Origin of the sequence: Gordonia sp. IEGM753, from assembly GCF_050321825.1 — a bacterium.
In the GTDB taxonomy this organism is placed as follows: domain Bacteria; phylum Pseudomonadota; class Gammaproteobacteria; order Pseudomonadales; family Pseudomonadaceae; genus Aquipseudomonas.
In genome coordinates, this window is record NZ_JBNQGB010000001.1 from 233,840 (window position 1) to 247,351 (window position 13,512).

A 13,512-nucleotide genomic window follows, 5' to 3' on the forward strand; every position below is an offset into this window, starting at 1 on the left:
AGGCTTCGCAGGGGACCAGTCATAGTCTTGCGAAGCTTCTTCTAATGAACGTAACCCACGTCGTCTGGGATGTGGAGATGGGCGTATCCTTCGCCCTTATTCAACAGGAATTAAAATGAGCGAAAGCTTTGCGGAACTCTTTGAAGAAAGCCTAAAAACCCTGAACCTTCAGGCAGGCTCCATCATCACCGGTGTTATCGTTGATATCGATTACCAAGCTCGCTGGGTAACCGTTCACGCTGGCCTGAAGTCTGAAGCACTCATCCCGCTTGAGCAGTTCTACAACGATGCTGGCGAACTGACTATCAACGTCGGTGACGAAGTTCACGTTGCTCTGGACTCGGTTGAAGACGGCTTTGGTGAAACCAAGCTGTCCCGTGAAAAAGCCAAGCGCGCTGAATGCTGGATTGTTCTGGAAGCAGCCTTCGCAGCCGAAGAAGTGGTCAAGGGCGTTATCAACGGTAAGGTTAAAGGCGGCTTCACAGTCGACGTTAACGGCATCCGTGCGTTCCTGCCAGGTTCTCTGGTTGACGTTCGTCCAGTGCGCGACACCACGCACCTGGAAGGCAAAGAGCTGGAATTCAAGGTCATCAAACTCGACCAGAAACGCAACAACGTTGTCGTTTCCCGTCGTAGCGTCCTCGAAGCCGAGAACTCCGCTGAGCGTGAAGCTCTGCTGGAATCCCTGCAGGAAGGTCAACAAGTCAAAGGTATCGTCAAAAACCTCACCGATTACGGCGCATTCGTCGATCTGGGTGGCGTCGATGGCCTGCTACACATTACCGACATGGCTTGGAAGCGTATCAAGCATCCTTCCGAAATCGTCAACGTTGGCGACGAGATCGATGTCAAGGTTCTGAAGTACGATCGCGAACGCAATCGTGTTTCCCTGGGCCTGAAGCAGCTGGGCGAAGATCCATGGGTTGCTATCAAAGCCCGTTACCCAGAAAGCACTCGCGTTACCGCTCGTGTAACCAACCTGACCGACTACGGCTGCTTCGCTGAGCTGGAAGAAGGCGTTGAAGGCCTGGTACACGTTTCCGAAATGGACTGGACCAACAAGAACATCCACCCTTCGAAAGTCGTACAAGTCGGCGACGAAGTGGAAGTTATGGTTCTGGACATCGACGAAGAGCGTCGTCGTATCTCCCTCGGCATCAAGCAGTGCAAATCTAACCCATGGGAAGATTTCTCTGGCCAGTTCAACAAGGGCGATAAAATCTCCGGCACCATCAAGTCGATCACCGATTTCGGTATCTTCATTGGTCTGGACGGCGGCATCGACGGTCTGGTTCACCTGTCCGACATCTCCTGGAACGAAGTGGGCGAAGAAGCCGTTCGCCGCTTCAAGAAGGGCGACGAGCTGGACACCGTTATCCTGTCGGTTGACCCAGAGCGCGAGCGCATCTCCCTGGGTATCAAGCAACTGGAAAGCGATCCGTTCTCCGAGTACGTTCAAGAGAACGACAAAGGCGCAATCGTTAAAGGCATCGTGAAAGAAGTTGACGCTAAAGGCGCCATCATCACTCTGGCCGACGATATCGAAGCGACTCTGAAAGCCTCTGAAATCAGCCGTGACCGCGTTGAAGACGCGCGCAACGTTCTGAAAGAAGGCCAGGAAGTAGAAGCCAAGATCATCAGCGTTGACCGCAAGAGCCGCGTAATCCAGCTCTCCATCAAGTCGAAAGACGATGCTGAAGAGAAAGAAGCAATCCAAAGCCTGCGCGACAAGCCAGCTGCTTCGGAACCTGCTGCTGGTCCTACCACTCTGGGCGACCTGTTGCGTGCACAAATGGAAAAACAGAACTAAGTTCTGTCAGACCATAGAAAAAGGGCGACTTCGGTCGCCCTTTTTTGTGCCCGCGATTTGGTGATGTCTTCAAAGCCACTCCCACTATCTGCTTTATGTGGGAGCGAGCCTGCTCGCGATGGACGACAACGAAAACTCTCCCTTCCTTAATACGCCACCACTCTCAAATTCCGCATCTGTCCCTCAACGAAACAAACCCCCAATCAAACTGTCTGTTTCTTTAACAGGATCAATCGGTTATTTGCAGCTAGTCTGTAGCTTGAAGTAACCACAGCCGGGCAGGGCGCCCAGCCTAAGGACGTTAATGAACAAGCTCATTGTCGTAACAGCCGCAATCGCGTTGTTGGCAGGCTGCGGCACCAATGCCAAAACTCACGCCGTTCGCGGCGTCAGCGGTATCGAAATTGATTGTTCGGGTTTAGGCTCCGGCTGGGAAAAATGCCGCAAAAGGGCGGACAAGGAGTGTAAGACCGCAGGTTACAAAGTCATCGCCAGGTCTGATAACGCCAAGGATGAAGACGAATACCCCTTCGGCTTCAACCCCGCGGGTTACCTGACTCGTACGATGCTTGTCATGTGCAGGTGATTCGCTGGTCATGATCAGTGTTCCAGCGCCCTTAATCAGGGCATACAAAGCCTGTTGAAAGTATGTGAAAGCTTGGGCTGTTCAAAATCATCCGGGCATGCTAAAACCTTTGAAGCGCTGATCTAGCTGCTTGAAAAAGAAGGGAAAAATATGACGAAGTCGGAGTTGATCGAACGAATTGTCACCCATCAAGGGCTGCTCTCATCCAAGGATGTGGAGCTGGCCATCAAGACCATGCTTGAACAAATGTCCCAATGCCTGGCCACCGGTGATCGCATCGAGATCCGTGGTTTCGGCAGCTTCTCTTTGCACTATCGCGCACCGCGTGTAGGTCGCAACCCAAAAACCGGTCAGTCCGTCAGTCTCGACGGCAAGTTCGTGCCGCATTTCAAACCAGGCAAAGAACTACGCGACCGCGTAAACGAGGAAGAAGAGGAAGGGTTTTGACAGCCCTCGCCATTCAAGGAGCTAACCATGCGTAATCTCAAGCGCGTACTACTCGCCGTTTTCGTCCTGTTGCTGATTTTGGCGATCCTGGCGTTCGTCCTTGAGAATCAGCAATCGGTTTCGCTGCTGTTCCTTGGCTGGGCCGGGCCTCAATTGCCCGTGTCGCTAGTGATGGTTATTGCGCTGCTGATCGGCATGATAATCGGGCCGATCCTGGGCTGGTTTCTGGGGCGTGGGTCCAGGGCTTCGCGCAAGCGGCTTGTCTGATCGCGACAAGCCTCTACGCACACGTCAAATTTGCGCCACGGCTTGTCTATATCCATTAGTAAAACTCTCATTAAGCTGTAAAATGCTGCGCTTATCCGATAGTGGCAAATTCCCACTTTGGATCAACTGACTTCGTCAGAAGCCTCAGCGAATTTGACGGCTTTTGCTTTCATGGATTAGACAGCGCTCGGTTGGCGGCCCTGTCAGTAACTCAAGGGTATGGTTTCGCGTGAAAATTCTAGTAACCGGCGGCGCCGGGTTTATCGGTTCGGCAGTCATCCGTCACATCATCTCCAACACCACTGACTCTGTCGTCAACGTCGATAAGCTTACTTACGCAGGCAATCTTGAGTCGCTGGCCGAGGTCAGTCAAAACTCACGTTACGCCTTCGAGCGCGTCGATATCTGCGACCGCGAACAAATCGACCGCGTCCTGCGCGAGCACCAGCCTGATGCGATCATGCACCTGGCCGCTGAGTCCCACGTAGATCGCTCGATCTCCGGACCGTCTGAGTTCATCCAGACCAACATCATCGGCACTTACACCCTGCTCGAAGCGGCGCGCCACTACTGGGCGGCGTTGGATGATGCGCGCAAAGCCAGCTTTCGTTTCCACCATATTTCGACCGACGAAGTGTACGGCGACCTCGAAGGGCCTGAAGATCTCTTCACCGAAACCACGCCATACCAGCCAAGCTCGCCTTACTCAGCCAGCAAGGCCAGCTCCGATCATTTGGTTCGCGCCTGGGCTCGCACCTACGGCCTGCCGACCCTGGTCACCAACTGCTCGAACAACTACGGTCCGTGCCACTTTCCAGAGAAGCTGATCCCGCTGATCATTCTCAATGCACTGGAAGGCAAGCCGCTGCCGGTCTACGGCAAAGGCAATCAGGTCCGCGACTGGCTCTACGTCGAAGACCATGCCCGTGCTCTGTACAAAGTCGTGACCGAAGGCGTTATCGGCGAGACCTACAACATTGGCGGCCATAACGAAAAACAAAACATCGAAGTGGTGCACACCCTCTGCGCGCTGCTCGACGAGTTGCGCCCTGACTCCACTCATCGTCCTCACGCAAGTTTGATCACCTACGTACAGGACCGCCCGGGCCATGATCAGCGTTATGCGATCGATGCCAGCAAGATCCAGCGTGAATTGGGTTGGGTGCCGGAAGAGACCTTCGAGACGGGTATTCGCAAGACCGTTGAGTGGTACTTGAACAACACTGAATGGGTGGCTCATGTGAAGAGCGGTAGCTACCAGCAGTGGATCGATCAGAATTACGCAGACCGTTCGACCAAGGCATGAAAATCCTACTGCTAGGCAAAAATGGCCAGGTAGGTTGGGAGCTGCAACGCTCCCTCGCGCCACTGGGTGAGTTGATCGCTTTAGATCGCCACACGGTAGAAGGTTTGAGTGGAGACCTCTCCGACCTTGAAGCATTGCGCGCAACGATCCGCCAGGTAAAACCTGACGTCATCGTTAACGCGGCTGCTTACACAGCTGTCGACAAAGCAGAATCCGAGACCGAGCTAGCCGACCGTGTGAACGGTCAGGCGAGTCAGGTCATGGCTGAAGAGGCCAAGCATCTTGGAGCTTGGCTGATTCACTACTCGACTGACTACGTCTTCAGCGGTCAGGGTGCAAAGCCATGGCAAGAGACAGATGCTGTCGCACCCGTTAACCACTATGGCGCCAGCAAATTAGCCGGTGAACAAGCGATAACTGCATCTGGCTGCAAGCATCTGATCTTCCGCACAAGTTGGGTCTATGGTGCTCGCGGTAATAACTTCGCTAAAACCATGTTGCGGTTGGCCAAAGATCGCGAAGTCCTGAGTGTCATCGCCGACCAAGTCGGAGCACCTACCGGTGCAGATTTGATCGCGGATGTGACTGCTTCGGCCATTCAAAAAGTAATGCAGTGCCCTGAACTGGCTGGCGTTTATCATTTGGCAGCCAGTGGTGAAGTTTCCTGGCACGGCTATGCTAGCCATGTAATCGGATTCGCTAAGGCCAACGGCGAACAGCTCGCCGTGAATGCGATCAATCCGATTGAAACCACTGCCTATCCAACGCCTGCACGTCGCCCTTTGAATTCCCGCTTGAATACTAAGAAGCTGCGTGACAATTTTTCTCTACACTTGCCGGATTGGCAAAGTGGTGTAACCCGAATGCTTATGGAAGTTCTGAATAAATGACCACGACAAATCGTAAAGGCATCATCCTTGCCGGCGGCTCGGGCACGCGTTTGCACCCGTTGACCCTGGGTGTGTCGAAGCAGATGTTGCCAATCTACGACAAGCCGATGATTTTCTACCCGCTCTCAGTGCTGATGCTCGCGGGCATGCGTGAAATCTTGATTATTTCTACGCCCGAAGACCTGCCGTGTTTCCGCAAGTTGCTGGGTGATGGGAGCCTGTACGGCATCAAGCTGACCTACGCCGAGCAACCTAGTCCAGATGGACTGGCACAAGCCTTCATCATTGGCGAAGAGTTCATCGGCGAGGATCCATGCTGCCTGATCCTGGGCGACAACATCTTCTACGGCCAGCACTTCTCAGACAACCTGCGTTCCGCGAGCTCTCAGCAGCACGGCGCTACTGTATTCGGCTATCACGTCTCCGATCCGGAGCGTTTTGGTGTGGTTGAGTTCGACAATTCAGGTCGCGCTTTAAGCATTGAAGAGAAACCGCTGAAGCCAAAATCCAACTATGCGGTGACCGGCTTGTATTTCTACGACAACGATGTTGTCGAGATCGCCAAGAGTATCAAGCCGTCCGAGCGTGGCGAGTTGGAAATCACCGACGTTAACCGTGCGTACCTCGAGCGGAAGACGCTCAATGTCGAAATGCTGGGCCGTGGCTTCGCCTGGCTCGATACCGGCACCCATGATTCTCTGCTGGAAGCTAGTCACTTCGTACATACCATTGAGAAGCGCCAAGGCTTGAAAGTGGCTTGCCTGGAAGAGATTGCCTACCACAATGGTTGGATCACTGCCGAGCAGCTTGGCGCTCAAGCAAACGCTCTGAAGAAGACTGGATACGGTCAGTATCTACAGAAGTTATTGGACATGCCGTCCCTCTGATTCGAGTATCCGTTTTTTCGAATACAGACGCGTTGATTGATGCAAGCAAGGAATGGCATGCCAGTAAGACGTCCCCGAGTTGCAGTTTTGCTGGCTGCCTTCAACGGTATGCGGTGGATCGAAGAGCAGTTGACTTCGATCCTCGGCCAGACAGCTGTCGATGTAGACATTCATATCAGTATCGATCCTTCGACAGATGGTACGGAAGCTTGGTGCGCGGCATTTGCTGATCGGCATGACACGGTTTCGGTCTTGCCGGCAGCAGGAAAGTTTGGTGGTGCTTCCCGTAATTTCTTCCGGTTGATCCGCGATGTCGACTTTGAAAGCTACGATTTCATTGCTTTCGCCGATCAGGATGATGTTTGGAACGATGATAAATTGCAGCGTGCGGTTCACGTCATTCGGGCCCGTCATGTCGATGGATATTCCAGTAACGTCACGGCTTTTTGGTCAGATGGTCGAACTCATCTGCTGGACAAGGCGCAGCCGCAAGTCGAATGGGATTTCTTGTTCGAGGCTGCGGGGCCGGGCTGTACATATGTGATGGGGAGGCACCTTGTCGACTCGCTCAAAAAATCGATGCTCGAAAATTGGCACGCGCTGCAGGATGTCAGCCTGCATGACTGGTATTGCTACGCGTATGCGCGGAGTCATGATTATCGCTGGTTCATTGATCCGGAGCCGTCAATGAAGTATCGCCAACATGAACGCAATCAGGTGGGCGCTAACAAGGGGCTCAGTCCGTTGATTGCCCGCTATAAAACCATCCATGATGGTTGGTGGTTCAATCAGGTACGGCTGATAGCGCGTCTGGTTGAGAAGGGGGACCACTCGTTCGTCCGAACCTGGCTGCAATTGAGACGCATACACCTTTTGCGGCTTTCATTCAGTGCCTGGCATTGTCGGCGACGGATGCGCGATAAATTGTTTTTCTTCGGTATTTGCTGGGTAACCGCGTTGATTGGGAATAAGGCTAGATGACCGCCCTAAAAGTATTGGTTACGGGCGCAAGCGGTTTTGTCGGTGAGGCAGTAGTCTTCAAGTTGTTGCTGGACAAACAATTCCAGCCAATCGCTGCAGCACGAGGCGCTACACGCTTGCATGGTCTGTGCCCCGTGCGTGCGTTCGACCTGACTGGCCCCGACGCGGTGCCTGCACTCGATGATGTCGCGGTCATCGTGCATGCTGCTGCCCGCGTGCATGTCATGAATGAAACCGCGGTTGACGCCTTGGCCGAGTTCCGCAAGTTCAATGTAGAAGGCACTCTAAAATTGGCGCGGCGTGCTGCTGCGTCAGGCGTACAACGCTTTATTTTCGTCAGCTCGATCAAGGTCAATGGCGAATATACCTTGGCGGGTAAACCGTTCGACGCCGATGATCTACCCGATCCGCAAGATCCCTATGGCGTGTCCAAGTACGAAGCTGAAGAAGGCCTGAAGAGCTTAAGTCGAGATACCGGTATGGAAGTGGTGATCATTCGGCCTCCATTGATCTACGGTCCTGGCGTAAAAGCCAATTTCCTGAGTATGCTCCGGTGGCTGGACAAAGGCATTCCGCTGCCACTGGGTGCGATTGCAAACCAGCGAAGTCTGGTGTCGATAGGAAATCTGGTCAGCTTGATTATCACATGCATCGATCATCACGCAGCTTCCAACCAGACCTTTTTAGTAAGCGATGGCGAAGACCTTTCAACGACTCAACTGCTGCGACGTCTTTGCGTTGCGTTAGGCAAGTCGACAAGGCTCTGGCCCATACCTGAATCATGGTTGAAGACGGCCGCATTAATGTTGGGAAAAAAGGACGTCGCCATCCGGATCTGTGGTTCGCTGCAGGTCGACATTGGTAAAAATCGTGAATTATTGGGGTGGAATCCACCTGAAGACATGGGAACGGCCATGGGCCAGACCGCCAGCTACTACATGGAAAAGCAAAAGAAATGACTGTTTGGTGGCTGTTACTCCTCGTGTTTGCTGTTTCCTGGGTATTGACGCTTGTCCTGCGCCGTTACGCCTTAGCAAAGAGAATGATGGATGTACCGAACAGCCGTAGTTCTCATTCGGTCCCGACACCGCGTGGGGGAGGGGTGGCAATTGTCGTTTCTTTCCTGCTTTCGCTTCCCGTTCTGGGATTTTTGGGCCTGCTGAGCCAGCATGCTATGTATGGGCTGCTTGGATCAGGATCGCTCGTCGCGGTTATCGGATTCGCCGACGACCATGGGCATATCGCTGCCAGATGGCGACTGCTGGGACACTTCATCGCGTCTGGCTGGGCGTTGTTCTGGATGAACGGACTTCCTCCAATTGATCTGTTCGGCGCGGTGATTGACCTAGGATGGTATGGCAGCATTCTGGCTCTGATTTACCTCGTCTGGATGCTGAACCTCTATAACTTCATGGACGGTATCGATAGCCTTGCCAGTGCGGAAGCCATATGTGTATGCCTCGGAAGTTGTGTCGTCTACAGCATGACCGGGCATATCGACCTGATGTGGGTAGTCTTGATGCTGTCGGCTGCAGTAGGAGGGTTTTTATATTGGAACACCCCGCCCGCTCGCATTTTCATGGGGGATGCCGGGAGCGGCTTTCTCGGTTTGATTTTGGGCGTGATGAGCCTCGTCGCTGCTTGGGATTCACCTGTGTTGCTCTGGAGTTGGCTCATACTCTTAGGTGTATTCATTGTTGATGCCACATGGACTCTTGCCCGACGCTTGTTGAACGGTGATAAGTTCTACGAGGCGCATAGGAGCCATGCATATCAGTACGCCTCACGTAAATATGGCAGCCACAAGGTTGTGGCATATTCGGTAATTGGAATAAATGTGGTTTGGCTGTTTCCAATGGCCGTTTTCGTCGGCTGCGGCTTTATTTCTCCGGTATCGGGAGCGATCATCGCTTATATCCCATTATTCATACTCTCGTTCGTGTTCCGTGCTGGAGTACGTGAACACACACCGCTCTAATTAATTTGTTTTGATAATGGTCACAGGCGGAGCGGGTTTATTGGCGCGAACATTGTGCTGGCTTCATCGCCTGGAATTTGAATTGAGAGTTTAATTAATATCGTGTTAAACGGTTATTTCTCAGGAGACTGCTCCCCCTAGGAAACCAATGGATTAGCAAAAATTAAAAGTGTGTGAAACGAGTCAATGTCAATCCTGAGTTTTTTGAGTCGGGGGACTGACTGCTCGATAATTAGATAATAACCGAAGTCATCGTAGGCGAAAAGTAAAGTTATCAAATAGCTCGACGACGATGTTAGTCGAGGAGCTCTTGAAGTCGGAATTACCAAGTATCTTGATTACTACAACAGCGTAGAATGTTGCCAACGCTACCGCAATGTACGTAACGGCGTTTATAATGGGAAAGTCCCAAAAGACTCGCCCTAAAGCCGCGCCACGAATTTTAGGAACCAACATCCTCGCTTCGAGAAAAATTGTTTATCTCGTATGAAAACATTGGTGATATGGGCTCATAAGTCCCACACTTTATGACGCGTTTACGTTACTTATGCTTTTTTTAAAATCTGGGGATTTTTACAGTTAAAGCATCCTCAGCAGTCGTGATCGATTTCTACAACGTAAAAAATCTCTGAACTGAAAAGGTATTCCATAACCCACGATATCAAAGTTTACGTCTCAATAGTTTTTCGTTTTTATTTTATCTTAAGAGCTCGACACTAGTCCACTTCGATTATCTGATAGCTTTCTCGGGTGACTCTAATGGTTCGTTTACCTTCCCATTGGTTATAATAATACAGCGTACCATCCTTTTTCTGCTGTGGTCGACTGCGATGGGACTTACAATTGCAAGTATACGAAAAGCGGACTACGTAAAAAACTGCCCGAAGGCAGTTTGTAGTTGATAGTTTTTGATGGTCAGAAAGCGAGTTCTTCGTCGGAAAGGTTTGAGTAAAAAAAATCCGGATACATAGCACGAACTTGACGAAGGCCCAGACTCTCTAAAACTGGGACTACAACACCAGTTTGCTCCTTATAAATCTCAACCTGTACAATCACCTTATTGTTTGCGATTAAGTTTTTCATGCCAAGCAGTGCACGGTCTTCATGCGCCTCGACATCCATCTTGATAACTACGTGCGCATCTCGAATATCAAGTATTTCATCGACTGCTATAGCTTTTACTATTCTTGATGCTCCGCCAGAAGAAAGTTCTGACTCGCTCAGTATCCTAGTCGCTCCACGATTTCCATCGTCATGTGACCGACTATTTTGGACAGTCACGTTGCCAGCAATATCACTCACTGCCACATGCTGAGCGATAATGACTCCATCCAGTTTATTAAGAAATATGTTTGCCTGAAGCTGCGAAAAGTTATACGCATCCGCGTCGAATGCATAAATTTTGTCGAATATGCCTGTGCTTTGTAGCATTAGGGAGTAGTAACCCCAATAGGAACCCAAGTCCAAAAAAACCGGGTTTTTTTTACCGCGAAACAGTTCCGATAGCTTCATAAGATAGCGAACCTGCTCACCCTCCCACTCCCCCTGTTCGATTACCAAACGATCAACGAGCGAGCTCCGATCAAGCATCAACCGAAAACCATTCAGCTCGTAAATTGACACGTCTTGTACCGCCTCGGGCGGCAAGGCTCTCCGAGCTAATATTGAGAGTTCCTGTATCGACGAGTTTATAGCGAAAAGTTGATCTTTAATCGCTTCCTGTCGAGTCCGTTCAGAGATATGCTGCAGCGATGCTGCTATGCCGAGAAGCGCAGAATAAAGCCCCGCTATTTGCCTGAAAGGGGCTATTTTTTCAGTTCCATATCTTTCCTTGCAAGGTCGCTTGATAAGTTCTTCGTAGCAAATCATACCTGATCATTCATAAATATAAAAGTAAACGCTCCATAAGCCTTTACAGTTTTACGGTGGGCGCGTTCAGTTAGACAATACGCATAGCATTCAGCAAGGCCGCGGTATAAAGTTAGGTGATAGGGCTGGGTACATACCAAGCCTGAGTTCCCATCTAAAATAACCGTTAGGCTATCTGCTGACATATCTCCCTTCCTTCCATAATCAGTGAGTTCACATCTTCTTATCCATGGAATCACTGATTAACGCATATTTATATAATCGATTATGATCTCGAAGTCGAACGAATTATTCACATTAGCAGTATCTGAGCTGAAGGTTGCCAAAGATGCAACAACGGTGCTTTCAATAATTTTTTTCGTATTCGATGATTGTCGCTCAGCTAACATCTACCAGAAGTCGTCGAGTTTTCGGATGGTTAATCTATAGGACCCACCAACGTTGATCTAAGATGTGCGCCCAGTTAAGCGATATCCGCAGGACAATTCCTTGACAATAAAGCTGGGTAATCCTGAACCGAGTTCGTGGTTGGCAGGCGTTCGAGTCCGTCGCTTAATGCCCATAGGGTTCTAGCAGCTTGCTTCAGCGCCTTGATCAAGCTGTAAAGTAACACGTTGGGATATGTGGACGTGCATGCCAAGATTTTAGCTATTCGATGACCTCTTCAGCAATGGCGAGTTCGCGTCAGCCTTATAGGCATGTTAGATCATGCTAGAAAAGGTCGTTGATAACCTCGATGCACAGCAAATCAGCATGCAACAGCTTGCGTTTGTCGCGGTGCTTGGCAAGGTGAGGGATTCTGCTGCAGCTTCCTCAGTTTCTTCGGTGACGGATTCGGCGTTGCTGGCCGAATCCTTGAAACGGAAAGGCTGCGGCATCGCCGGGTCGGGCCGTTTGCCTGGGACTGCTTCCAAAAAGCTGGAGAGGCAGCGCAAACTCGCGCAACTCGCAGTTTCGGTACGTGACCAAAGCGATTTCCCGGCTATGAAAACCGTTACACTCCGTGCTATTTTCTCAACGCTTGTCCTCGATCGCAAAATGATATCAAGTCAAAAACAATATACGCGAGAGCATTATGGACGACAGATCGGAGATATTGAAAGACGAGTACCAGGCAAGGTTTGAAGGGAATGTGAAATATCGAGACTCGGTTTGGAGGCTTCTCTGTTCTGAGATATTTTCAGAATATATAAAACCTGAGCATTCAGTACTTGATCTTGGAGCCGGTTGGGGGGAGTTTACAAGAAATATTCAAGCATCCAATAAATACTCAATGGACCTTAATCCAGATTGCGGAGAGAGGGTTTCTGGTTTTTCAAAGTTCTTGCATCAAGACTGCTCAACTCCTTGGCCGATAGAACCTGGCTCTCTAGATGTAGTCTTCACAAGTAATTTCTTAGAGCACCTTCCCGACAAAGGTCTTATAGATAAAACCTTAAGGGAGGCCCATAAATCGCTGAAAAAAGGTGGTCTCATTATCTGTGTAGGTCCCAATATTCAGTATCTTCCGGGACTTTACTGGGAATATTGGGACCATTACACGCCAATAACTGGCGCATCCATGGCAGAAGCTCTAATGCTTCAGCGATTCTCGATAATTCGGCGCACAGATCGATTCCTACCATACACAATGTCCAGCGGTAGAAACCCACCATTAATGGCTGTTGTGGCCTATCTTAGAATGCCATTTTTTTGGAGGTTTTTTGGAAAACAGTTTTTTGTCATAGGACAAAAATAGAAAATGAACGAAGTCGTGAAGTTTATAATTGTTGGGGGGATATCAGCGTTACTAAATTGGTCGTCGAGATTTATTTTTTCGATATGGCTGACCTATGAATTATCCATAATTTTATCTTTTTTTGTTGGCCTGATATCAGGTTTCATACTCATGAAGATTTTTGTTTTTCACAAGAGTGGGAAACCTTTTTTTCAGCAAGCTATATATTTTTTGGGAGTAAATATGTTTGCACTAGTGCTTACATTGATTATCAGTGTATTTCTAGCTAAAACCTTATTTCCAGCTATAGGATTTAGAGAAGGGGCAGAAGCGGTGGCTCATCTTATAGGGATTTCTGCCCCAATAGTGACAAGCTACTTCGGCCACAAGTATTTAACATTCAAATAGCTGATTAGTATGGCATCTAGATGGACGTACCGATGTTGATCCACACAGCCCCCAAGGATTGCCCTCTACGGTCCCTACACCCTATTGCCTAGGTCTGGTAGGGGACAACGATGCGGCGCCTTAGTACATATGTAAGCGCTCCATGAGGCCCCGCATACAAAGCGACCACCTGATCCTCGATGCTGTGCTCCCGATACTTTTCCGGAGCCAGCACCTCATGATGTTTCCCGACGCAAAAGCCGAAAAAGTCTATCTCTACTCGAAGCCCGTCGACTTCCGAAAATCCATCGATGGCCTCGCTGCGCTATTCAAACTGAACATCAATGTCGTGGTGTTTGACCCAGTGCTTTCGTGTTGCTCTACAAG

The 13,512-nt window shown here is 50.2% G+C and carries 14 protein-coding genes; 13 read left to right on the top strand and 1 reads right to left on the bottom strand.

The genetic code is table 11. The features are described from left to right. The first annotated feature begins 115 nt into the window (after positions 1-115). The 10 genes from rpsA (at position 116) to ACQR3R_RS01105 (ending at position 9,152) form a co-directional block, all read left to right on the top strand. Positions 116-1,810, top strand: a complete 1,695-nt coding sequence (rpsA, locus tag ACQR3R_RS01060; protein WP_428270048.1) for a 30S ribosomal protein S1 — start codon at positions 116-118, stop codon at positions 1,808-1,810. A gap of 304 nt (positions 1,811-2,114) precedes the next feature. Continuing rightward, positions 2,115-2,396 carry a hypothetical protein gene (locus tag ACQR3R_RS01065; RefSeq protein WP_428270049.1) on the top strand — a complete coding sequence of 94 codons (282 nt, stop codon included), beginning with the start codon at positions 2,115-2,117 and terminating at the stop codon, positions 2,394-2,396. A gap of 150 nt (positions 2,397-2,546) precedes the next feature. After that, entirely contained in the window at positions 2,547-2,843 is a 297-nt protein-coding gene (ihfB, locus tag ACQR3R_RS01070) for an integration host factor subunit beta (protein WP_020299643.1), read from the top strand. A gap of 27 nt (positions 2,844-2,870) precedes the next feature. Next, the gene (locus tag ACQR3R_RS01075; protein WP_428270050.1) at positions 2,871-3,110 is read left to right on the top strand and encodes a lipopolysaccharide assembly protein LapA domain-containing protein; all 240 of its coding nucleotides are present in this window, start codon (positions 2,871-2,873) and stop codon (positions 3,108-3,110) included. Positions 3,111-3,339: 229 nt separating this feature from the next. Then, positions 3,340-4,416: a dTDP-glucose 4,6-dehydratase gene (rfbB, locus tag ACQR3R_RS01080; protein ID WP_428270051.1), complete on the top strand. Its 1,077-nt coding sequence runs from the start codon at positions 3,340-3,342 to the stop codon at positions 4,414-4,416. Further along, positions 4,413-5,306: a dTDP-4-dehydrorhamnose reductase gene (gene rfbD, locus ACQR3R_RS01085; protein ID WP_428270052.1), complete on the top strand. Its 894-nt coding sequence runs from the start codon at positions 4,413-4,415 to the stop codon at positions 5,304-5,306. The genes rfbB and rfbD overlap by 4 nt, the downstream gene beginning before the upstream one ends. Beyond that, a complete protein-coding gene (rfbA, locus tag ACQR3R_RS01090; protein ID WP_428270053.1) occupies positions 5,303-6,193 on the top strand; it encodes a glucose-1-phosphate thymidylyltransferase RfbA in 891 nt (296 codons plus the stop codon). Before rfbD ends, rfbA begins: the two co-directional genes overlap by 4 nt. Before the next feature lie 57 nt (positions 6,194-6,250). Further along, complete coding sequence (locus tag ACQR3R_RS01095; RefSeq protein WP_428270054.1) at positions 6,251-7,174, top strand: glycosyltransferase; 924 nt, start codon at positions 6,251-6,253, stop codon at positions 7,172-7,174. After that, the gene (locus ACQR3R_RS01100; protein WP_428270055.1) at positions 7,171-8,133 is read left to right on the top strand and encodes an NAD-dependent epimerase/dehydratase family protein; all 963 of its coding nucleotides are present in this window, start codon (positions 7,171-7,173) and stop codon (positions 8,131-8,133) included. Before ACQR3R_RS01095 ends, ACQR3R_RS01100 begins: the two co-directional genes overlap by 4 nt. Further along, positions 8,130-9,152 carry an MraY family glycosyltransferase gene (locus ACQR3R_RS01105; protein ID WP_428270056.1) on the top strand — a complete coding sequence of 341 codons (1,023 nt, stop codon included), beginning with the start codon at positions 8,130-8,132 and terminating at the stop codon, positions 9,150-9,152. The genes ACQR3R_RS01100 and ACQR3R_RS01105 overlap by 4 nt, the downstream gene beginning before the upstream one ends. A gap of 915 nt (positions 9,153-10,067) precedes the next feature. Here the strand turns inward: ACQR3R_RS01105 and ACQR3R_RS01110 are convergent. Further along, entirely contained in the window at positions 10,068-11,021 is a 954-nt protein-coding gene (locus ACQR3R_RS01110; RefSeq protein ID WP_428270057.1) for an FkbM family methyltransferase, read from the bottom strand. Positions 11,022-11,729: 708 nt separating this feature from the next. Here ACQR3R_RS01110 and ACQR3R_RS01115 point away from each other — a divergent pair. From ACQR3R_RS01115 to ACQR3R_RS01125, 3 genes are read left to right on the top strand one after another with little or no spacing between them, the layout of a single operon-like run. Beyond that, a complete protein-coding gene (locus tag ACQR3R_RS01115; RefSeq protein ID WP_428270058.1) occupies positions 11,730-12,146 on the top strand; it encodes a hypothetical protein in 417 nt (138 codons plus the stop codon). Further along, on the top strand, positions 12,097-12,759 hold the full coding sequence (locus ACQR3R_RS01120; RefSeq protein WP_428270059.1) for a methyltransferase domain-containing protein: 663 nt from the start codon (positions 12,097-12,099) through the stop codon (positions 12,757-12,759). Before ACQR3R_RS01115 ends, ACQR3R_RS01120 begins: the two co-directional genes overlap by 50 nt. Positions 12,760-12,762: 3 nt before the next feature. Further along, positions 12,763-13,146: a GtrA family protein gene (locus ACQR3R_RS01125; protein ID WP_428270060.1), complete on the top strand. Its 384-nt coding sequence runs from the start codon at positions 12,763-12,765 to the stop codon at positions 13,144-13,146. Positions 13,147-13,512: the final 366 nt, after the last annotated feature.